The organism is Alcaligenes sp. WGS1538, from assembly GCF_043187505.1.
Classification (GTDB): Bacteria; Pseudomonadota; Gammaproteobacteria; order Burkholderiales; family Burkholderiaceae_B; genus Alcaligenes.
The window spans coordinates 3,867,169-3,888,337 of record NZ_CP171109.1; the positions used below are offsets into that span (position 1 = coordinate 3,867,169).

The 21,169-nt window shown below is 63.7% G+C and carries 17 protein-coding genes; 11 read left to right on the forward strand and 6 right to left on the reverse strand.

Annotated elements, in window-relative coordinates; translation table 11 throughout:
- Positions 1-74 precede the first annotated feature (74 nt).
- Entirely contained in the window at positions 75-929 is an 855-nt protein-coding gene (locus tag ACF3ND_RS18075) for an urease accessory protein UreD (protein WP_394062963.1), read from the reverse strand.
- A 289-nt stretch (positions 930-1,218) separates the two neighbouring features.
- Here ACF3ND_RS18075 and ACF3ND_RS18080 point away from each other — a divergent pair, with 289 nt between their 5' ends.
- From ACF3ND_RS18080 to ACF3ND_RS18090, 3 genes are all read left to right on the forward strand, one after another.
- Positions 1,219-2,586, forward strand: coding sequence for a diguanylate cyclase (locus ACF3ND_RS18080; protein ID WP_394062965.1), 1,368 nt, complete (start codon positions 1,219-1,221; stop codon positions 2,584-2,586).
- Between the two features lie 231 nt (positions 2,587-2,817).
- Positions 2,818-3,666: an archaetidylserine decarboxylase gene (gene asd, locus ACF3ND_RS18085; RefSeq protein WP_394062967.1), complete on the forward strand. Its 849-nt coding sequence runs from the start codon at positions 2,818-2,820 to the stop codon at positions 3,664-3,666.
- A 118-nt stretch (positions 3,667-3,784) separates the two neighbouring features.
- Positions 3,785-4,783: a DUF4105 domain-containing protein gene (locus ACF3ND_RS18090; protein ID WP_394062969.1), complete on the forward strand. Its 999-nt coding sequence runs from the start codon at positions 3,785-3,787 to the stop codon at positions 4,781-4,783.
- Between the two features lie 213 nt (positions 4,784-4,996).
- Here the strand turns inward: ACF3ND_RS18090 and ACF3ND_RS18095 are convergent, their stop codons facing one another.
- Positions 4,997-5,908: a pyridoxal-phosphate dependent enzyme gene (locus ACF3ND_RS18095; protein WP_394062971.1), complete on the reverse strand. Its 912-nt coding sequence runs from the start codon at positions 5,906-5,908 to the stop codon at positions 4,997-4,999.
- A 502-nt stretch (positions 5,909-6,410) separates the two neighbouring features.
- On the opposite strand from ACF3ND_RS18095, the gene ACF3ND_RS18100 reads away from it, so the two are divergent.
- On the forward strand, positions 6,411-6,764 hold the full coding sequence (locus ACF3ND_RS18100) for a winged helix-turn-helix domain-containing protein (RefSeq protein WP_394062973.1): 354 nt from the start codon (positions 6,411-6,413) through the stop codon (positions 6,762-6,764).
- Between the two features lie 92 nt (positions 6,765-6,856).
- Here the strand turns inward: ACF3ND_RS18100 and sugE are convergent, their stop codons facing one another.
- Positions 6,857-7,171, reverse strand: coding sequence for a quaternary ammonium compound efflux SMR transporter SugE (gene sugE / locus ACF3ND_RS18105; RefSeq protein WP_394062975.1), 315 nt, complete (start codon positions 7,169-7,171; stop codon positions 6,857-6,859).
- Positions 7,172-7,352: 181 nt separating this feature from the next.
- On the opposite strand from sugE, the gene ACF3ND_RS18110 reads away from it, so the two are divergent.
- From ACF3ND_RS18110 to ACF3ND_RS18125, 4 genes are all read left to right on the forward strand, one after another.
- Entirely contained in the window at positions 7,353-8,819 is a 1,467-nt protein-coding gene (locus ACF3ND_RS18110) for a sensor histidine kinase (protein WP_394062977.1), read from the forward strand.
- Entirely contained in the window at positions 8,816-9,454 is a 639-nt protein-coding gene (locus tag ACF3ND_RS18115) for a response regulator transcription factor (RefSeq protein ID WP_394062979.1), read from the forward strand. The genes ACF3ND_RS18110 and ACF3ND_RS18115 overlap by 4 nt, the downstream gene beginning before the upstream one ends.
- Before the next feature lie 110 nt (positions 9,455-9,564).
- On the forward strand, positions 9,565-10,050 hold the full coding sequence (locus ACF3ND_RS18120) for a heme-binding protein (RefSeq protein WP_394062981.1): 486 nt from the start codon (positions 9,565-9,567) through the stop codon (positions 10,048-10,050).
- 93 nt (positions 10,051-10,143) lie between these two features.
- Positions 10,144-10,929, forward strand: a complete 786-nt coding sequence (locus ACF3ND_RS18125; RefSeq protein WP_394062983.1) for a PhzF family phenazine biosynthesis protein — start codon at positions 10,144-10,146, stop codon at positions 10,927-10,929.
- Here the strand turns inward: ACF3ND_RS18125 and ACF3ND_RS18130 are convergent, their stop codons facing one another.
- A complete protein-coding gene (locus ACF3ND_RS18130; RefSeq protein WP_394062985.1) occupies positions 10,930-11,520 on the reverse strand; it encodes a hypothetical protein in 591 nt (196 codons plus the stop codon). It lies immediately after the preceding gene.
- Positions 11,521-11,727: 207 nt separating this feature from the next.
- On the opposite strand from ACF3ND_RS18130, the gene ACF3ND_RS18135 reads away from it, so the two are divergent.
- Together ACF3ND_RS18135 and ACF3ND_RS18140 are read left to right on the forward strand one after the other, a co-directional pair.
- Positions 11,728-12,762, forward strand: coding sequence for a hypothetical protein (locus ACF3ND_RS18135; RefSeq protein WP_394062987.1), 1,035 nt, complete (start codon positions 11,728-11,730; stop codon positions 12,760-12,762).
- A 278-nt stretch (positions 12,763-13,040) separates the two neighbouring features.
- Positions 13,041-13,784: a DUF4880 domain-containing protein gene (locus tag ACF3ND_RS18140; protein ID WP_394062989.1), complete on the forward strand. Its 744-nt coding sequence runs from the start codon at positions 13,041-13,043 to the stop codon at positions 13,782-13,784.
- A 25-nt stretch (positions 13,785-13,809) separates the two neighbouring features.
- Here ACF3ND_RS18140 and ACF3ND_RS18145 read toward each other — a convergent pair whose 3' ends face one another.
- Positions 13,810-17,121, reverse strand: coding sequence for an autotransporter domain-containing protein (locus ACF3ND_RS18145; RefSeq protein WP_394062991.1), 3,312 nt, complete (start codon positions 17,119-17,121; stop codon positions 13,810-13,812).
- Between the two features lie 137 nt (positions 17,122-17,258).
- Here ACF3ND_RS18145 and ACF3ND_RS18150 point away from each other — a divergent pair, with 137 nt between their 5' ends.
- The gene (locus tag ACF3ND_RS18150; RefSeq protein ID WP_394062993.1) at positions 17,259-17,834 is read left to right on the forward strand and encodes a hypothetical protein; all 576 of its coding nucleotides are present in this window, start codon (positions 17,259-17,261) and stop codon (positions 17,832-17,834) included.
- Positions 17,835-17,850: 16 nt separating this feature from the next.
- Here the strand turns inward: ACF3ND_RS18150 and ACF3ND_RS18155 are convergent, their stop codons facing one another.
- On the reverse strand, positions 17,851-21,159 hold the full coding sequence (locus ACF3ND_RS18155; RefSeq protein ID WP_394062995.1) for an autotransporter domain-containing protein: 3,309 nt from the start codon (positions 21,157-21,159) through the stop codon (positions 17,851-17,853).
- Positions 21,160-21,169 lie beyond the last annotated feature (10 nt).

Genomic DNA, 21,169 nt, shown 5'->3' on the forward strand with positions numbered 1-21,169 from the left:
ATAGTTTTCCAACACACGATTGCGGGCCCGTGCGGCCCGCGCCTGCCTGCGTAGCTAGGCGAATCCTGAAAGGCTTATGTGGTCCATAGTCTCAACGGTTGTGCGCTCGTCCGCAACAGGCGGGGGCGCAGGTGCTGCCAGGCCTGGACCAGCAGGCCGCGCACATCTTCGGCGTGCAGGCCGAGGGCGCGCAGCAGGTACAGGGCCTTGCCGCCTTCCTGGGGCATGACGGTCAATCCGCCGCGCAGCTCCGGCCCCCATCCCAGCTGTTCGTTCAGGACTTCGAGCTCGGCCGTATCCAGGACGGACCCGTAGGCCCAGAGCGTGGCATGCACGGGCAGGCCGTCCAGCCCGCAAATGCCCTGGCGCAAGGCGTCGTCCGCAGCCAGCTCGCCCGCGTCCACCCACACCAACTCCTGGCCGATGTAGAGCTGCGTGTCCATGACGACACGGCCCTCCAGCCAGTGTCCGGGCGTGCGCACCGAGCCCAGCTGGGAAATCTCCCAGCCGATGGCGGCGCTGTCCGGGTGCAGCTCGATGCGGTTGCGCGCCGCGGCGTCCACCTGCTCGAAGTAGATGTTCTCGCAGGGCAGCCAGTCCAGCTGGGCGCCGGCGCCGACCTGAATCAGGACGTTCTGCGCGGCATGGCGTCCGTTGGACTTGTACCAGCGGGTGGCGCCGGGGGTGGTGATCGTGGCGCGGGTGTGCTCGGCCAGGCGTACCTGGATGTCCAGCATGTCGCCGCCGGCGATGCCGGAGGGCGGGTGCAGGATGGCGACGTGGCAGATTTCAGGACCTTCGGGGTAGAGGGCCCGCTGGATCAGCAGGGGGCCTTCGTGTACACGCGTGGACAGGACAGAACGGGAACCATTCTGCAAAGAGAAGCCAAGCGTCAGCTTGGCGTGCCACTGACTGTAGACCTCGGTCATGAAATATGCCGCGAATGAATCTAGGTTATTGGTTTATTTGGAATAAACCGTTGAGAGAGAGCATGGATTCTACGCTTTTTTGATCTGTTTTTTAGGCTTTTGGGACGTAGAATGTGTCAAGACTTCATATGACTGATATATGCTTCTCTTTATAGTATAGGAAATCAGGAAATTTTGCCCGATCGCGCCGATTGCTATAGGAAATAGCGCGAAATCTCCCCCCATGCAACAATCGCGATCATGGCTGTTTAGCCTTCAATCATCGCTTCGCCACCCCCTCCCGTCTTTCATGCCGCAACCGAATATCGAAGAATCCGCCCAGGACTGGCATGCCTTGCTGCTGCAAGTGCCGCTGGCCGTGCGTGCCCAGGTGCTGGCCATCACCCTGGATCATCAGGATGAGCTGGCGACGCATTTCTATACGCATATGCTGACCCATCCGGCCGCGCAGGTCTATCTGTCCCATGAGCAGGTGCAGACCCGCCTGCACCGTTCGCTGCGCAACTGGCTGGTCCGGCTGTTCTCCGTGGATGTGGACAGCGACATGCAGGAACAGGTCAAGCTGCAGAACCAGGTCGGCGAGGTGCATGCGCGGGTCGGCGTGCCGGTGCATCTGGTGCTGCGCGGCGCGCGCCTGCTCAAGGGCCGCTATGCCCGCTACCTGTTCGAGTCTACGGAGATCAGCCGTGAGCAGGCCTGGGACTGTTACAGCTATGTGCAGGATTTCATCGACCTGGCCATGGAAATCATGAGCCACGCCTATGCCAACTCCCGCGAGCGCAAGTCCCGGGCCGAGGAGTCCTACCGGCTGTTCGCCATTGTGCAGAACGCCGCCGCCGAGCGCGGTCGCCAGCGCGCCGCCCTGCTGGACTGGGAGAACCAGTTCATGTTCGCCATGGCCGTCAACGGCAGCCAGGCGCCCCTGCCGCGCATCGGCGATTCTGATTTCGGCGTCTGGTTCAAGCACAAAGGCTCGCATGCCTTCCAGGGCACGGTGGAAAGTCGCGAGATCCTGGAGCTGATGCGCCTGATCGACGCGGAGCTGGTGCCCGGATTCGACCGGGATGACCAGGCCGGCCAGATCCGCCATCTGCATGCTTTGCGGGACAAGACGCGCGCCATCGGCTTGCACCTGGAGCGCTTGTTCGAACAGCAGAATGAACTGGAATCGGGACGCGACGTGCTGACCCGCCTGCTCAGCCGCAAGTACCTGCCTGTGGTCCTGAGCCGGGAGGTCAGCTATGCCCAGCAGCGCGGCTCGCGTTTCGCCCTGCTGGGCGTGGACATCGACTATTTCAAGAGCGTCAACGACACCTATGGTCATGACGCGGGCGATCGGGTCCTGCAGCAGTTTGCCGAATTGCTCAGCAACAGCGCGCGCGCCGGCGATTACGTGTTCAGATTGGGGGGCGAGGAATTTCTGGTGTTGCTGGTGGATGTGGATGCCGACGCTGCCCTGCGCGCGGCGCGCAACCTGCGCATGCGCATCCATGCGGAAACTTTCCGCGTGTCGGACAGTCAGACTCTGAGCATCACGGCCAGCGTGGGGATTGCGTTGTATGACGGCCACCCCGACTACGAGCGTACTTTGCGCCGTGTGGACCGCGCCCTTTACCAAGCCAAGGAGGAAGGCCGCGACCGCGTCGTATTCATCTGACCGCGCGCCTTCATTTCAACGGCGACTATGCCATATGGCGACAAGCTGTGCTACAAGAGCGTATTCTTTTGTTCATGCCCTTCTTGCCTTGACCACGAGCTCATGCGCGCGCCCTCCGGCCTCATGACGGGTCGGACGAGCGCCGCATGATCCGGCGCCGCAGGCGCCATTTGGTTGGCGGGACTGTCCCGGGCCATGCTCGCGGGCATTGACTGTCGATGAGTGGATTCTATGTATTCTCGTTTTGCCGTACTTCCCCAGTATTTCCTGCCCAAGCAGGCCTTGACCGAGTTTCTGGGCGGCCTGGCTTCCAAGCCTCTGGGCGGGCGGACCACCTGGGCCATCGAGCGCTTCATCCGGCGCTACCAGGTCGACATGAGCGAGGCCGAAAATCCGGATCCGGCCAGCTATGCGACCTTCAACGAGTTCTTCGGCCGCGCCTTGCGCGCGGGCGCCAGGCCTGTCGCCGACAGCGCCCTGGTCAGCCCCGTGGATGGCGCCATCAGCCAGCTGGGCGCCATCCGCGGCGCCGAGGTCTTCCAGGCCAAGGGCCACAGCTACTCGACCGCGGCGCTGCTGGGCGGCGACACGGCCCTGGCCGCCCGTTACCAGGACGGACTGTTTGCCACCCTGTACCTGAGCCCGCGTGATTATCATCGGGTGCACATGCCGTGCGACGGGCGGCTGACGCGCATGATACACGTGCCCGGCGAGCTGTTTTCCGTCAATCCCACCACGGCGCGCGGCGTGCCCGGCCTGTTCGCCCGCAACGAGCGGGTGGTGTGCCTGTTCGATTCCGAACGCGGTCCCTTTGCCTTGGTGCTGGTGGGCGCAACCGTCGTGGGCAGCATGGCGACGGTGTGGCACGGGGTGGTCAATGCTTCGCGCGACGGGCAGGTGCGCGAATGGAATTATCAGGATCAGGACGTGTCGCTGGCCAAAGGCGAGGAAATGGGCCGATTCCTGCTGGGTTCCACGGTGGTGCTGCTGTTTCCGCGAGACAGCGGGTACCGCTTCGATCCCGCCTGGCAGGCGCAGGGAATAATCCGGCAAGGTCAGGCCATGGGCTACCTGGATTGACCGCGCGCGGGCTTTTCTGCCGCCGCCCCGCCCCCGCAGACCTGTGTTCCTTCGGACACAGGTTTTTTTTGTCCGCCGCAAGGCACTATGCTAGTGGCGGAACATTCAGGGAGGAATCATGAATATGGCGTGGCATGTGCTGCTGAAACTGTTTCTATTGCTGGTGATCGCCGGAGCGACGGCATGGGGCGTGCTGGCCTTGCAGTTTCAGGCTCAGGCTGGGGCGGGGCGCATGGTGGCGATGGCGTTATGGGGCGTGGCGGCCTTGTTCAGCCTGTATGCCCTGGGCAAGGGAAATGGATGGCTCGCTCTGCCCCAGGCCCTGGGCCTGCTTGCTTTGCTGGTGTGGTGGCACGGTATTGCCCCCAGCAACGGCAGGCTATGGGCGTCTGACGTGGACAGGGTCAGCTACGGGCAGATTCAGGGCTCGGTGGTGACCTTGCACAATGTGCGCGATTTCGTCTGGCGCAGCGAAACCGATTTCGATGAACGCTGGCAGACGCGCCAGTATGATCTGGACCGGCTCGTTTCAGTGGACATGTTTCTGTCGTACTGGATGGGGCCGGCCATTGCGCATACCCTGGTGTCGTTCGGCTTCGACGATGGGCGCCACGTGAGCTTTTCCGTCGAAATCCGCAAGGAAAGGCATGAAGAATTCTCCGCCATAGGCGGCTTTTTCAAGCAGTTCGAGATGGCGCTGATTGCCGCCGAAGAAAGCGACATCATACGCACGCGGACCAATGCCCGCGGCGAGGATGTCTACCTGTACAGCGTGGCCCTGCCCAAGCCGGCCATGCAGGCGCTGTTCCTGTCTTATGTGCAGCAGGGCAATGAATTGCGCGACAGCCCCCGTTTTTACAATACCTTGACGGCCAACTGCACCACGATCGTCTATGACATGATGAGCCATATCGTGGAAGGCCTGCCTTGGGATTGGCGCATCCTGGCTTCAGGATATTTGCCCGAGTATGTGTTTGCGCAAGGGGCCTTGGCGCCGGGTCATACCCTGGATGAACTGCGCCGGCTTGGCCATGTCAATGAACGGGCTCTGGCCCAGCAGGACGGCGAGGATTTTTCCTTGTTGATCCGCCGTGGCGTACCCGTGGTCAAAGGGTGATTTTCATCGTTTTGTTCCACGTGAAACACTTGTTCCATAATTTAAGTATAAAAAATATAACTATAAATAAATAGATAATTAATTGATTTTTGGGTAATGGTCGTGGTTTTTTTTGAAACGTCTCAAAAATTAGGGCGTTAAGAAATTTGCTTAAAGTGAAAAACTTTTATGGTGAACCAGCTCCGGCCGCAAGGCCGGAGATCTTCGCGGATTTCACGCTCGCCACTGCACCAATTGCTCCAGCGTGGCGGTCGAGCCTCCGCAGACCACGACAAGGATGTTCTGGTAGGGAGTCAGCGCTTCATGGTCCAGGTACAGCGCCGCCAAGGCGGCGCCGCAGGCCGGCTCGACCAGGACGCGGTGATCGGACAGAAAGCGCAGGCAGGCGCTGACGGCCTGCGCGTCGCTGACCTGCACGCATTGAAGGGGGCGCGACTGGCTCAGCGCATAGGCTTGGTCGCAGACGCGCCGCGCCGCCAGGGACGTTGCCACCCCTTGTACGGCGTCCAAGGTGACGTGCCTGCGCTGACGCACGGATTCCCCCAGCGAGGCGGTGCCCTGCGTCTCCACGGCGATGATGGGCGTATCGTCCCAGCCTTGCTCGTGCATGCCCTGGGCCACGCCGCTGAGCAGGCCGCCCCCGCCGACAGCCAGCAAGACGGCGTCGGGGCGTATGCCCTGCGCCGCCACTTCGGTGATCAGGCTGGCGTGGCCTTCCCACAGCAAGGGGTCGTCGAAGGGGTGTATGAAAGCGTCGCTTTCCTGCAGCAGGGCCTGGGCATGGTCATTGGCTTCGTTCCAGTTCTTGCCGACCACGATCAGCTCCGCCTTTTCCCGCTGGATCAGGCGCCGGGCGTGTTCGCTGGTGGTCTCCGGCACGACGACCAGCACGGGGACGTTGAGCCGGCGGCCCGCATACGCCACGGCGATGCCGGCGTTGCCTCCGGAGGAGCTCACGAAGCGGGTCTTGCCCTGTCGGGCGTAGTGCTGGCAGGCGTGGCCGATGCCGCGGATCTTGAACGAGCCGCTCGGTTGCAGCGCATCCATCTTCAGCCACAGGTGCTTGCCGAGCTGATCGCTCAGGACGTGGGAATAAATAAGCGGCGTGTCCAGGTGAAGAATCATTTTTATGTTCCAGATTTCATGGTGATCCGAAGGTGGAGGGCCGAAGACTGACCGCCCTGCTGAAACCCATTTTAAAGGTGCGCGAAAACCGGGCGCGAGAACGGCTTGCGGAATCGATTCGAGCCGTTTGCCGACGGCCTAGGCTCGTGCGCGCGGCCAAGGAGGCGTTTAATGAGGGATGGTCTGCCGGCTAATCATCGAGCTCGGGTTCCTTACAATTTCATGTGGCGCACCGCATGGCAGGAAGCGCCACGGCATGGGGGTTCTGATAGAATTTCAGGCAAACAGCCGGGTCAGGCCGCTTTGTTCCTTGCAGGGATCTGGCCCCGGCTTCAGCGTTTAAACCCGAGCCCAAAGCGTGGACCGAACCAATACCTGCCTGTCTGCCCATAAAGTGGGCTTGTTTTTTGCTTTGCCGGACAGGAACCAAAACAATAATAACCAGAACTTATTTCTAGAAATGTCACTGCGGTAGCGACTTCAAAGGAATAAAGATTTTGTCATGAAATTTGCCACCAGACCTGCTGATATCTACATGCGTTTCCTGCAGCTTGCCGACGCGCTGCACAATCTGCCGTCCTTGCCGGCGCTGGACCCGCTGGAGGAGCGTATCCTCACCCTCGTGGCCAAGGCGTCCAGGGAGTCCTTGCGCCTGTCCGTACGGGATGTGATGGCCGTGGAGCGGCTGGGTTCGCCCGCCACCATCCATACCCGCCTGAAATCCATGCGCGAGAAGGGCTGGATCGTCTTGAGCGATACCGAAGACACCCGGCGCAAGCAGGTGGACCTCAGCCAGGCCGCCCTGCTCCACTTCGACCGCTTGTCCGCCTGTCTGCTGGAAGCTGCCAACGTCTAGGGCGTTCGAAGACCGGCTCTCCTCGGGGCCCGGGAGCGGCCAAAAAAAACCGGCTTTCGGGGGAAAGCCGGTTTGATGCATGCCTGGCGCGTTCAGCTCGAGAGCTTCATCAGGATGATGCCGCTGATGATCAGGACGGCGGCTGCGATGCGCATGGGGCTGGCCAGCTCGTTCAGCACCAGGATGCCCACCAGGAAGGCGCCTACGGCGCCTATGCCCGTCCAGATGGTGTAGGCGGTGCCCAGGGGCAGCGAGCGCATGGCCACGGACAGCAAGGCGAAGCTGACGATCATGGTCACGAGGGTGACCACGGAAGGAACGAGGCGGGAAAAGCCGTCCGATTGTTTCATGGCGTATGCCCAGACGACTTCAAAGAGACCAGCGAGAACAAGAAGGAACCAGGCCATGACGACCCTCCACTTAAAAGGGCCGGGCCGTCCCGGACATTGAAACCAAGAATTGGCGAGGTCGTTCCTCGAGGCTTGTGTGCAAGCACATGGTCAAAGACCTTGATTAATATAGCAAATGCTGGTTTTATCGACCAGTCGGCCTATTTACCCTGTTGTTTTCCGTCCCCACAATGCTTGCATGAAGACGCGCCACCGCTCCTTTCTGTACGGTTTCCTGATCTGGCTCGGGCTGTCGTTGGCTGGGTCGGCGGTGCTGACGCGCATCGAGCTGGGCCGCCAGCAGGAAGCCTTCACCGTGCAGAGCAACATCGCCTACCGTCTGCTGGGCCAGCGCCTGGCGCAGCATGACGCCATCCTGCAGATGCTCGCGCTGCTGCAGCCGCCGGTGCAGCGCATCGAGCGGCTGGGCGCGCTGGAGGCCATGTTCCCGCAGGTCATGGCCATTTACCGGGAGGAAGGCGACGCGGCCTGGGCGGACCCCCAATGGCGGCAAGCCCAGCAGCAGTCCTTGAAGGTCGAGCGCGCCGTGCTGACCGACGTGCGCCTGTCTCAGGGCCGCTACGTGCTGCTGGTGGCCGCGCACCCGGCCAGTTTCGCGGTGCAACTGGACCTGAACGCGGCCATTGCGTGGGACGAATGGCCTTTCCGGCGCGAAGGCAGCCCGGCGCGCGTGGTGCTGGAGTGGCAGGATCAGCAATGGGTGATCAGCCCAGGACAGGACCGCTCCGGTCCGGTGGTGTTCCAGTCCGGCAAGACGCTGGCTTCCAACAGCCAGCCATTCCAGTTGCATACGCGCCGCGTGGTCACGTATGCGGATCTGCCCTGGGGGCAGGCGCTGCTGTTCTCGCTTGCCAGCGCCCTGCTGGTGTTGCTGGCCTTCTATGTACGCAAGCAGCGCGAGCAGACCCTGCGCGCCCAGGAACTGCTGCGCATCGGCCAGGTGGCTCGCCTGAATTCCCTGGGCGAGATGGCGGCGGGGCTGGCGCATGAGTTGAATCAGCCGCTGACATCGGTGCTGGCCAATACCCAGGCCAGCCTGCGCCTGTTGCAGGAGGACCCGCCGGACCTGGAGCCGGCGCGCCAGGCCATGGGGCACTCGGTCGAGCAGATCAAGCGCGCCTCCAGCGTATTGACGCGCCTGCGCCACAGCTTGCGCGAGAGCGGACTGGCCGATCAGTGCCATCCCCTTTCCCTGGCGCAGGTTCTGGACGAATCCGTACATCTGCTGATGCCCGAACTGGAGCGCCATGGCATCAAGCTTGAAAAGCACCTGCCGCCGCAGGACGTGGATGTGCTGGGCGAGCCGGTGGCGCTGGGCCAGATCATCCATAATCTGCTCAACAACGCCGTGGCCGCCCTGGCCGGCGCCCAGCGCGCCGACCCGCGCATCTGGCTGGAGATCCTGCCGCGCCAGGGACGGGTGGTGCTGACCGTGCGTGACAACGGCCCCGGCATAGACCCGCATCATCTGGACCGCCTGTTCGAGCCATTCTTCACCACGCGGGCCGACGGCCTGGGCCTGGGCTTGAGTTTGAGCGAATCCCTGGCCCAGGCCATGGGCGGCGGCCTGACGGCATTCAACGATCCCCTGGGCGGCGCCGTATTCGCGCTGGAACTGCAACGAGCCGACGACAACCCATCATGAACCAGCCAGAAACCGGCTCCAGCCTGTCCCCTTTGATCCATCTGCTCGATGATGACGCCGCGGTTCGACAGAGCCTGTCCCTGCTGATCAGCACGGTGGGCCTGCGGGTGCAGACCTGGGCGGATTCGCAACTGTTCCTGGAATCCTTCGACCGGCAGGCCATCGGCGCCCTGATCCTGGATGTGCGCATGCCGGGCATCAGCGGCCTGACGCTGCTGGACACCTTGATCGACCAGGGCGTGGATCAGCCCATCATCCTGTTGACCGGCCACGGCACGGTGGATATGTGTCGGCGCGCCTTCAAGGCGGGGGCGGCGGAGTTCCTGGAAAAGCCGGTCGGCGATGACGTGTTGCTGGACACGGTCCAGCAGGCCGTGCGCCAGCACGTGCGCCGGCGCGAGCGTCTGGCGGCCGACCAATGGGCGCGGGAACGCTACGCCAGCCTGTCCGAACGCGAGCGCGACGTGCTGGGCTTGATCGTCGAGGGCCTGACCAATAAGGAGATCGGCCGGGCCCTGTCATTGTCGCCGCGCACGGTGGAGTCGCACCGCGCCAATCTGTTCGCCAAGCTGCAGGTGGATACGCTGGCCCATCTGATCCGTCATTACGCCAGCCTGGCCGATACCGCTACGTAGAAATACGGAGGCGGACGGGTAGGCATCCGAATGGCGGCCAGGCGGGGGCGGGCCCTATAGTTTCCCCATGCCGACCACGGTGTCGGAAACGATTAATGGAGATTCCCGCTATGTTGCGTTCTTCCCTGCTGATGGCTCTGTTGTTCGCCGCCGGCGCCACCCAGGCCCAGGGTGTGCTGACCGAGAAAAACATCTCCCTGGACCTGGCCGGCCGCCTGGCCGCCGAGACCGTCAAGCAATGCTCGGCCAAAGGCTACAACGTATCGGCCGCCGTGGTGGATCGCGCCGGCGTGCTGCGCGCCTTCCAGCGCGCCGACCAGGCCGGCCCTCACACCGTAAGCGCCAGCATCGACAAGGCCTTTACTTCCGCCTCGGCCCGCAACCTGACCAGCGCCATGCTGGAGGGTTCGCAGAAGAACGCCGGCGCCGCCAACCTGGGCGACATCCAGGGCTTTCTGCTGCTGGGCGGCGGCGTGCCCGTCAAGGCGGGCAATGACACCATAGGCGCCATCGGCGTGGGCGGAGCCCCCGGCGGCCACCTGGACGAAGCCTGCGCCGTGGCGGCGCTGGACGTGTTCAAGGCCGAGCTGAAATAAGCCCGTACGGCTCATTGGATTCCGGCCGCCCCTTCGGGGGCGGTTTTCTTTTTATACTGATCGCTTGAAATCCCCTTGCGTCCAGGAGCCGAGATGCGTTTGCCGATCTATCAAGTCGATGCCTTTACCGATACTCTTTTCGCCGGCAATCCGGCGGCGGTCGTGCCTATGCAGGCTTATCCGGACGATGCGGTCCTGCAGGCGATTGCCCAGGAGAACAATCTGGCGGAGACGGCCTTCCTGGTGCCCCATGGCGCGGATTACCAGTTGCGCTGGTTCACGCCCTCGGTGGAGGTTCCCCTGTGCGGCCACGCCACGCTGGCCAGTGCCGCGGTGGTGCTGGAGCGGCTGCGGCCCCAGGAGCATCAAGTCGTGTTCCACACCTTGAGCGGCGCGTTGACCGTGCGGCGCGAAGGCGCGGATTACATCCTGGACTTTCCCGCCCGTCCCGCGCAACGCCAGCCCGACGATCCGGCCCTGGCGCAGGCGCTGGGCGCGCAGCCGCTGGAGCTGTGGGCCAACGACTTCGCGTGCATGGCCGTGCTGGAGTCCGAGCGGCAGGTACGCGAACTGCAGCCCGACATGCGCGCCCTGCTGCAGATCGGCCGGGACGCCTGCATCGTGACGGCGCGCGGCAGCGGCCGTTTTGATATCGTCAGCCGTTTCTTCGCGCCGGGCCATGGCATCGACGAAGATCCGGTCACCGGCTCGGCGCATTGCGCCCTGATGCCCTATTGGGCGCCGCGCCTGGGCAAGGCCCGCTTGCTGGCCTGCCAGGCCTCGCCGCGCGGAGGCGTGCTGGACTGCCATCTGCAGGGGGACCGCGTAGCCCTGCGCGGCCAGGCCGTGTTCTACCTGGAAGGCCACATCATGGTGTGATCAGCCCAGCGGAGGATGCTGGTGACGGTATACCCGCCGGCGCAGGCGACGGTAGCGGCGCATGGCCGACAGGATGTGCTTGAACAGGTAGACCACGAACAGCGATCCCGACAGGTCCCCCATGAACATGATCGCGCTGGAATGCCAGGGGTGGGGGCCCGGGTCCTCGGTCGCGATGAACCATAGCAGGTGCAGCAGCGCATTGCAGCCGGCGTACAGCAGCGCGCAGGCCAGCAGCTTGCGGGCGGTCAGGTTGCTCAGCGTGGGACGCAGGCGCATCGTTGTCTGGGCCAGCACATAGGCCAGGTAGGGGGCGAACGCGGAGATGGCGCTGCCGATCAGGGCGCGCGTCGGCTCGTCGGGGAAATAATAGAGGAAGGCGGCCAGGCATGACCCCAGGAACAGGCCCACCGAGCCTGTGAACCCGAACAGCAAGGTGCACAGCAGGCGTATGCCGGCGGGCAGGTAGATCCAGTCTATGCCGCGCACGTGCTCGAATGTATGAAAGAACAGGTGGTTCAGCCCGGTGAAGATCAGGAAGGCCAGGGCGGTGCCGGCTGCGATGCGCCAATGCAATTGGTAGAAATTCAAAGGTGGCTCGATCAGCGGTGGCGGTTGTCGGCAGGCTTGCCACAGGAGGACATATCCCGATTGTTCAGCAGATGCCATTATAGGCAGGCTTTGCCCGGGAGCTGAGGCCGTTGCGGCGTCTCGTCCGGACGATGGGCGCGACCCTGTCGGCTCGCCTGCCTTGCCTGCTACTCTGAAGCGCTGTTTTTTCTGTCCCATGTTCTCGCCATGATTCCCGTCGCTCCTCTTTCCCTGTCTGTCCTGCTGACTCTGGTGCTGGGTCCCATCGCCTTGATCTGGCTGGCGGTCTGGCTGTTGTTGCTGGCATTCCAGCCGCGTCGGCGCGAGCGCTTCAGACAGAAGCCCTGGCTACGGCTGGCCGGCCTGCTGGCCTTGTTGATGTTGGGAGGCCGCTACGCGGCTTTCCAGTGGGCGATGCACGGGTACGAGCGGGACAGGGCGGCCGAGATCGCCAGCCGGCGGCATACGCTGACGCACGATGCCCGCCTGGCAGGCGTGCGGATGCCGGCGGGCACCCGCCTGGAGCTGGCGAGCTGGGGCGATCCGGACAGCGTTGCCTGGGCCCGGTTTCCGCAGCCTGTACGGCTGGGTCAAGCGTCCGTCGTGTCGTTCGAGCGTCCGCGGCCGGACCTGGCGGATGCGCCCTGGCAGGTGCGCCTGGTGCAGGACCAACACCTGGACGGCTGGCTGTGCGATGCCGGGCAGGTGGTGGAGCTGGTGGCCGATCCGGAGCTGGAGGGCGGCTTTCGCATGGCCAGCTGCACTTTGGCGCAGGGTAATGGCCTGAAGGGTTGGAGCCCCCTGGCGACGGGCACCAACGTGGCGCAGGCGCCGCCCCTGGCCATTGACCTGCCGGCGGGCGCACAAGTGGTGGCCGTGCCGGGCGGGACGGCTTATACCGATGGGGCGCGCGACGCGGACCGCTGGTCCGTGCGTGTGGAAGGAGACGGCCTGCGTCTCTCTTTGTGGGGAATGGCGCTCGAATGGGCGTATTTCGCCGTGGATGAACACAAGCGTGTCTTATATCTGGCGCATGCGCAATTGATGCAGCCTGTGGAGCTGGGAGGCATAAGCTATCCGCCCGGCACGCAGGCATCCACGCCGAACTACCGCCTTTTTCCTGATTGGCCCATGGTCGTGCAGATGCGCGCTGCCGAGGCGCAGGACGAGCCGGCAGCCCTGCGCAAGCATGATTTATTGACGGGCCGCTTGCTCGCCGGAGCCGCAGAGCCGGGAGTTTGATTTTTTTGTGTAGGAATTGCACTGTTTAATGGCAACTTGTTTTAAATTCTGTGTAAAAAATTAAGTCAATATTTGTTCTGGATATTCTGGATTTGAGTTAATGTAGCTGTTTCAAGCGGCCGTGTTTCTCGTAATTTATGGCGCAAAAGAATTAACCATATTGAATTAGCGACCATGCGTTCTGTATTATTTAATTACAATGGCGGATGCAGCCATTTTGTGCACTGCATCAAGTTCATCCGACAACTGGGCGTAACAGAACGGGGCTAGCCGCTGCCATGAGCACACATCAAGGGGAGTTTCTGGATCAGACGCAGGCGCAGGCTGCCTACTGGTTCACTCGCCTGAATTCCGGCGAGGCCACGGCGGCCGAGCTGCGCGAGTTCGAGGATTGGCGCCGCTCCAATCCCGAGCATGAACGCTGCTATCGCTACATCTGCTATTTCTGCGATGCCAGCCTGGATGCCCCCGAACACGAATTGCGGCGTCTCCTGCCCAGCTTGGGCGCCGCGACGAGCCTGTCAGGCCGGCGCCGCCGCCTGCTCGCTGGTGCGATCGCGGCTGCCGCCGTGGCGGTGAGCGCGTGGTTCTGGCCTGAAGCCGTCCTGCAGGACGATCATGTACAGTCGACCACGCATGTGCTGGAGCATCGCCTGTCCGACGGCTCGCTCATTCGCCTTGACCCGGATTCGGAAATCCGGATTCGTCTGTCTGCCCATTCACGAAATGTGGAATTGATACGCGGGGGCGCTTTTTTTCAAGTGTCCGACCAGGCGCAGCAAGGTTTTGATGTACATGCTGGTTTTGCAGAGGCCCACACGCATGATGCGAATTTCCGCATGGACCTGGATGACAAGCTTGCGCGTGTTCGGGTGGAGGAAGGTTCGGTCGAAGTGGCGGGCGGCACCTGGTGGCGCCGTCAGGTCAGGGTGTTGATACCCGGTCAGCATGTCGAAGTGGACCGGTGGGCGGGCATGAGGCGGGTCCAGCCCGCCCCTGCATCGCCGCCCGAGGCCGACTGAACGTCGGCCTCTTGCTTTCGGGGCCCTAGAACGCCCAGTTCAGCGATACGTTGCCGCTGATGTCCGCCCGGCTCTCGCCCAGCAGGCGGGTGCCGGCCGTCAGGCCCAGGCGCAGGCGCTCGGAAGCGTGCAGCGTCAACCCGGCGCGCAGCGCCAGCGCCTGGCGGTCGACCCGGACGTAGCGCCCCTCGAAGCCCGTCTGTGCAGAGGCGTCGAACCGCGCGTGCTGGGTCTGGCGGCGGCCCAGCAGCGCCTGCTCCCAGGCGGCGGACACGTCGGCCTGCAGGCGCCGGCCCTGCTTCAGTTCCCAGCTCTGGCGCGCGGCCAGGCCCAAGGAGGCCTGCAGGGCCTCGGCGTGCGAGGAATCCAGGCGCAGGCGGCTGGCGGCCTCCCCCTCTTCGCTCAAGCCGGGACGGCTGTAGCGCAGGTAGTCCAGCGCCAGCACCGGGCCGATACGGCCGGTCTCGCCCAGCGGCCAGTTGTAGGCAGCCTGGATGCCCGCGGCCAGGGTGTGGCCGGTCCAGTCGGCCGAGGGGCTGGCCTGGTAGCCGGCAAAATCGATGCGCCGGCTCAGCTTGCCCTGCTCCAGCCCGGCGCGCACCTGGGCCACCCCGCTCCAGCCCTGGCGCGCGTCGGCGCGGTACAGGGCGTGCAGGCCCGCGCCCAGGCCGGTCAGCGTGCTCTTGGCCTGGAAGGGGCTGTCCATGTTCAGGCGCTGTTCGCTGGCCGTGGCATGCACGCCCAGGCTCCAGTCGCTGCCCGATGCGCGGTGCTCGGCGCCGAACAGCACGCCGTAGGTGTGGCTGCGGTGGTCCACGTCATTGCCGCCCAGTTGCCAGCGGTAGTTGCCGCCGAAGGGCTGGATGAAGGTTTGCCAGCCGTCCTTGCCCAGGCCGGCGCGCTGGCGCAGTTGTTCGGAGACCAATTGTTCGCGGCGCAGGCTGGCGGCCAGTTGCGCGCCGTAGGCGCCGGCGCTGAGCTGGTCCAGGGCGTTGCTGATGTCGCTGCCGTCAGGGCGGGAGAAGTCCAGCGCCTGGTAGGCGGAAGCCAGCGGGCGTTGGGCATCGACCGGGGCCTGCTCCAGGCTGCGTCCTACGGCAGCGGCATTGGCGGAGGCGGCGTACTGGGTATAAGCGGTGGGACTGCGTTTGACGGACCAGACGCCATTAGCGCCGGACTGCACGGCCAGCGTGGGCGAAGCCAGGCTGGCGCTGAACCGATCGAAGCCGCCTTGGGTTTGGGTGGCCTGGAACACAGTATCTTGGCTTATTGACCAGCCGTGCGCGTACCAATCGGGTTGCAGTTGGACGTTGAGCTCGCCGGCCAATTCCGCCAAGCCGTTCACTTCGATGCGGTCGTGCTGTTGCGTATTGGCGTCGATCACAATGCGGCCTTCGGGGCCCTGGACGAAGCGGCCGTTGATACTCATCTGGCCGAACGAGTTGCCGGGGCTGAGGGTGCCATGATTGGTGAAGCTGCTCTCGGGATGGATGGCATAAGAGCTGTGGCCGCCCAGGGTGGCGCCGGGGTCCACGCGCAGGCCGTAGAGCACGTGGTTGCCGTTGAGCGAGGCCGCTCCGCCGGCAACGACCACGGCCAGGTTGTCGCCGCCCTGGATGTTGCTCTCGTAGTACAGGCGAAAGTCAGGATCGGCCTGCGGGGTGGCGCGTCCCTGGGCGTCGGCCTTCTGGCCGAAGCTCAGGCGAGTCAGGCGCAGTTCGCCGTCTGCATCGCGCGAGGAGTAACGGGACAGGATGTCGCCTTGAATGCTGGCGCCCTGCATGATGTTGATGTTCCGCACCCAGGCGTTGTCAGCGATCTGGATGGCTGCTTTTTTACCCGAGAGCGGGCCGGACAGATCGTAATGGCTGACCAGCGCGCCTTGCAGGATCTCGGGAGGGGGCAGGTACTGGTCGCCCTTGACTCTCCACAGCCAGGAGCCGCGGTAGTCGGCTTCGTCGCCCGAGGAATTGTGTCCGAAGTCGAACAGGGCGCCTACGCCGTCTCGTCCGTCGGCGCGCACCTCGCCCTGCTGCACGATAGTGTGGTGGCGCCCGTAGCTGAACTGCAGGCCGCGGCCGTACCAGCCCTGGGCATGGATGCGGGTGGCCTGGGGGATGATGAGCGTGTTCTCGCTGCCGTCCACGCGCACGCCCACCCCGCCGGGGCCGGCGCTGAGCAGGTCGGCGGCCTGGGTGATGGTGTTGCGCTCGCCGTAGATGTGCAGGCCCAGGCCCTGGGTGGCCTGGTTGTACTGGCCGGGCAGGTAGGCGGTGCCGCTTGCATTGCGGGCAAAGAAGCCGCGGGTATTGGTCAGCGTGACGTCGTTGCCGTAGACCGAATAGCCGAAGAAGTTTTTGCGGTCGATGTGCAGGCCCATGTCCTGCAGGGCGGCGATCTCCGCTTCCATGAAGCCCGTGTAGTTGCGATAGGGCTGGTGGCTCATCAGGCTGTTGCGCAGCTCGATGTGGCTTAGATAGTTCGCATCCACGCCGGCTTGCGGATCGTCATGATTGCGCAGCATGCTGACGGGGATGCCGGGCATGGCGCCGTCCAGTGCGTCCTGCACGTGCGAGCCCGTGAAGTAGCCCTGGTCCTTGCGCAGGTCGAACGCGTCGGGGTCATAGGGGTTCTTGCAGGGAACGCAGAGTACGGCCTGGTTGGGTCTGGCTGGGTTGCCGTTGTCGTCGCGCAAACCTGCGTCCCAGCGGTTCAGGTCGGGGCTGAAATAAGGAGTGCTGGTGCCTGGTCCGTCCTTGTCCTTGATCATAGACCCAATGCCCAGGGCGTGGCCCAGTTCGTGGAATATGACGGCGTTGTAGTCGACCTGGCCGGTCAGGGGGAGTTGGCTGGGCGTGACGGGCGCACTGTCGAATGGCAGCGTGCCCACGCCGATCACGGCTTGCGCCTGGCTGAAATCGTCTTCGCCCAACTTGTTCAACAAGGCTGCTTGCAGAGCCGTGATCGATATACCGCTTGGATCATCCATGTCTCTGCCCGGGGGGCTGTAGGCATCAGCGTTGACCTGATCCATGGTGCCCAGGTTGATGATGGCTGGGCGGTATCCGGGCTGCAGGGTCAGGATCTCCGCCCAGCGTTCGAGCGCTGCGCGGATTTTGCGGCGACCGTTGTCGTCCAGTGAAAATGTGGATTCACGTCCGTCGGGGTAAGCCGGGTCGTGGATGTCATAGATGCCGTCGCCCGGGTTGTAGGTGCGAAGCTCAAAGGCCGCCTCGCCCTTCTTGTTATAGATGATTTCGGTTTGATAGGCGTGGGCGCTGGCGGAGGCCAGGGCAAGCAGGGTGACGCTGAACAGGGCTTTGATCGTGGGCTGCATGGGGACGGGCATCGCCTTATGGCAGTGGACAGAGGAATTGTGGGCAAAAAAGCGTTTATGCACAGGACACGAAAAAATAATGAAAAGAGTCGTTCTGTGCTAGTTGTTTCTCTGATTTTGAGGAAACGACACAACCTGTGGCTTTTTTGAGCTTAATTAAAGAAAATTGGGCTAGAAGTCGTAATCAAGCTTTGGTACTAGGATTGGAAGCAACCATGTTTCTGGATGGTTTGAATAGTTCATTGAATCGCGGCTCGCTGGCACAAACGGGAGCCGAACCCCTGCAGGACGTGACGCCGGCCGTCGTGGTTGCGGAACGGATGGACGGCGCACACCGCAGCCGAACGGATCTGCACGTGGATATCTCGCCTGTGGGCAAGGCCTTGTCCCTGGCGGGCGGCGGGGCCGCCAAGAGCCCGCGCAACGAGGACATCGACAACAGTTCGCTGCCCGATGGGATCAAGGACCTGCTCAAGCGCATCCGCGACTTGAATGAGCAAATCCAGAAAAAAATAATTGAATTACGTCGCATACAAGCTGATCAGCGGTTAAGTGAGCAAGAGCGAGCCCAGGCCCTGGAACGTGTGCAGGCCGAACTGAACAGCCTGAACGGCGCCTTGACCAAGGCTAACGCCATGCTGCTCAAAGTCATGGATGACGCCCAGCTTGATGGCGATGCACGCATGCAGGTAGCCAGTTTGTTGATGAAGTAAGTCGTTTGGAATCATCTTAAAAAAACCAGTTCAGCGATACGTTGCCGCTGATGTCCGCCCGGCTCTCGCCCAGCAGGCGGGTGCCGGCCGTCAGGCCCAGGCGCAGGCGCTCGGAAGCGTGCAGCGTCAGCCCGGCGCGCAGCGCCAGCGCCTGGCGGTCGACCCGGACGTAGCGTCCCTCGAAGCCCGTCTGTGCAGAGGCGTCGAACCGCGCGTGCTGGGTCTGGCGGCGGCCCAGCAGCGCCTGCTCCCAGGCGGCGGACACGTCGGCCTGCAGGCGCCGGCCCTGCTTCAGTTCCCAGCTCTGGCGCGCGGCCAGGCCCAAGGAGGCCTGCAGGGCCTCGGCGTGCGAGGAATCCAGGCGCAGGCGGCTGGCGGCCTCCCCCTCTTCGCTCAAGCCGGGACGGCTGTAGCGCAGGTAGTCCAGCGCCAGTACCGGGCCGATACGGCCGGTCTCGCCCAGCGGCCAGTTGTAGGCAGCCTGGATGCCCGCGGCCAGGGTGTGGCCGGTCCAGTCGGCCGAGGGGCTGGCCTGGTAGCCGGCGAAGTCGATGCGCCGGTTCAGCTTGCCCTGCTCCAGCCCGGCGCGCACTTGGGCCACGCCGCTCCAGCCTTGGCGCGCGTCGGCGCGGTACAGGGCATGCACGCCTGCGCCCAGGCCGGTCAGCGTGCTCTTGGCCTGGAAAGGGGCGTCCATGTTCAGGCGCTGCTCGTTGGCCGTGGCGTGCAGACCCAAGCTCCAGTCGCTGCCCGATGCGCGATGCTCGGCGCCGAACAGCACGCCATAGGTGTGGCTGCGGTGATCCACATCATTGCTGCCTAGCTGCCAGCGGTAGTTGCCGCCGAAGGGCTGGATGAAGGTCTGCCAGCCGTCCTTGCCCAGGCCGGGGCGCTGGCGCAGTTGTTCGGAGACCAGTTGTTCGCGGCGCAGGCTGGCGGCCAACTGTGCGCCGTAGGCGCCGGCGCTCAGTTGGTCCAGGCCATGGCTGATGTCGCTGCCGTCAGGGCGGGAGAAGTCCAGCGCCTGGTAGGCGGAAGCCAGCGGGCGCTGAGCATCAGTAGAGGCCTGTTCCAGGCTGCGGCCGACGGCGGCCGCATTGGTGGTGGCGGCGTACTGTGTGTAAGCGGTGGGACTGCGCTTGACGCGCCAGACGCCGTCGGCGCCGGTCTGCACGGCCAGCGTGGGCGAAGCGACGTTGGCGCTGAACTGATCAAAACCGCCTTGCGTCTGGGTGGCGCTGAACACCTTGTCTTGATTCAACGTCCAGCCATCCGCGTACCAGTCGGGCTGCAGTTGTATCTTCAGCTCGCCGGCCAGCTCGGCCAAGCCGTTCACCTCGATGCGGTCGTGCTGGCGGGTGTCGGCCTCGATCAGGATGCGGCCTTGTGGACCCTGGATGAAGCGGCCGTTGATGCTCATCTGGCCGAACGAGTTGCCCGGACTGAGCGTGCCGTTGTTGATGAAGCTATCCTCGGGATTGATGGTGTAGGAACTGTTGCCGCTCAGCGTGGCGCCGGGGTCCACGCGCAGGCTGTAGAGCACGTGGTTGCCATTGAGCGAGGCCGCTCCGCCGGCGATGGCCACGGCCAGGTTGTCGCCGCCCTGGATGTTGCCCTCGTAGTGCAGGCGGAAGTTGGGGTCGGCTTGCAGGGTGGCGCGCCCCTGGGCGTCAGCCTTCTGGCCGAAGCTGACCCGGGTCACGAGTTGCTCGTTGTCCCGGCGCATTGAGAAATTGGACAGGATGTCGCCCTGGATGGCGGCGCCCTGCATGATGTTGATGTTCTGTACCCAGGCGTTGTCTGAGATCTGGATGGCCGCCCTGCGGCCCGAGAGCGGACCGGACAGGTCATAGTTGTTGACCAGCGCGCCTTGCAGGATTTCGGGTGGTGGAAGGGACTCGCCCTGTACTTTCCACAGCCAGGAGCCGCGGTAGTCGCCCCAAAGGCCGTCATTGCCCATCATGTTATTGCCGAAGTCGAACAAGGCGCCCACGCCGTCCTGTCCGTCGGCGCGCACCTCGCCCTGCTGTACGATGGTGTGGTGGCGCCCGTAGCTGAACTGCAGGCCGCGGCCGTACCAGCCCTGGGCATGGATGCGGGTGGCCTGGGGGATGATCAATGTGTTTTCGCTGCCGTCCACGCGCACGCCCACCCCGCCGGGGCCGGCGCTGAGCAGGTCGGCGGCCTGAGTGATGGTGTTGCGCTCGCCATAGATGTGCAGGCCCAGGCCCTGGGTGGCCTGGTTGTACTGGCCGGGCAAGTAAGCGGTGCCGTTTGCATTGCGGGCAAAGAAGCCGCGGGTATTGGTCAGCGTGACGTCGTTGCCGTAGACCGAATAGCCGAAGAAGTTTTTGCGGTCGATGTGCAGGCCCATGTCCTGCAGGGCGGCGATCTCCGCTTCCATGAAGCCCGTATAGTTGCGATAGGGCTGGTGGCTCATCAGGCTGTTGCGCAGCTCTGAGTGGCTCATGTAGTCCGTATCCACGCCCGCTTGCGGATCGTCATGATTGTCCAGAATGCTGACGGGGATGCCGGGCATGGCGCCATCGAGCGCGTCCAGCACGTGCGAGCCCGTGAAGTAGCCCTGGTCCTTGCGCAGGTCGAACGCGTCGGGGTCGTAGGGGTTGTTGCAAGGGATGCAGAGCACGGCCTGGTCGGGCCGGGCCGGGTTGCCGTTGTCGTCGCGCAGGCCCGCCGCCCAGCGGTTCAGGTCGGAGTCGAAGTACGGCGTGTTCGATCCCTCCCGGTCTTCGACCGTATTCGCAATGCCCAGGGCATGGCCCAGTTCGTGGAATATGACGGCGTTGTAGTCGACCTGGCCGGTCAGGGGGAGTTGGCTGGGCGTGACGGGCGCGCTGTCGAACGGCAGCGTGCCCACGCTGATCACAGCCTGTGCTTGACTGAAGTCGCTCTCGCCCAGTTTGTTCAATAAGGCCGCTTGCAAAGCAGTGAGTCCTATGCCGTGCGGATCGCCCTTGTCTTCAATATTGTTACTGTAGGCGCCGGCATTGTAGTCGTCCATGCTGCCCAGGTTGATGATGGCTGGCCGGTAGCCGGGCTTCAGAGTCAGGATTTCCGCCCAGCGTTCGAGCGCTGCGCGTACTTTTTGACGGCCGTTTTCATCAATCTTGAAGGTCGATTCACTGCCTGTGGGGTCGTCCGGGTCGTAGATGTCATAGATGCCGTCGCCCGGGTTATAGATGCGAAGCTCGAAAGCCGCCTCGCCCTTCTTGTTGTAGATGATTTCGGTTTGATACGCCTGGGCTGTGGCCGTGGCCATAGCCAGCAGGGTGACGCCGAGCAGGGCTTTGATCTTGAAGTCCATGGGAGCGGGT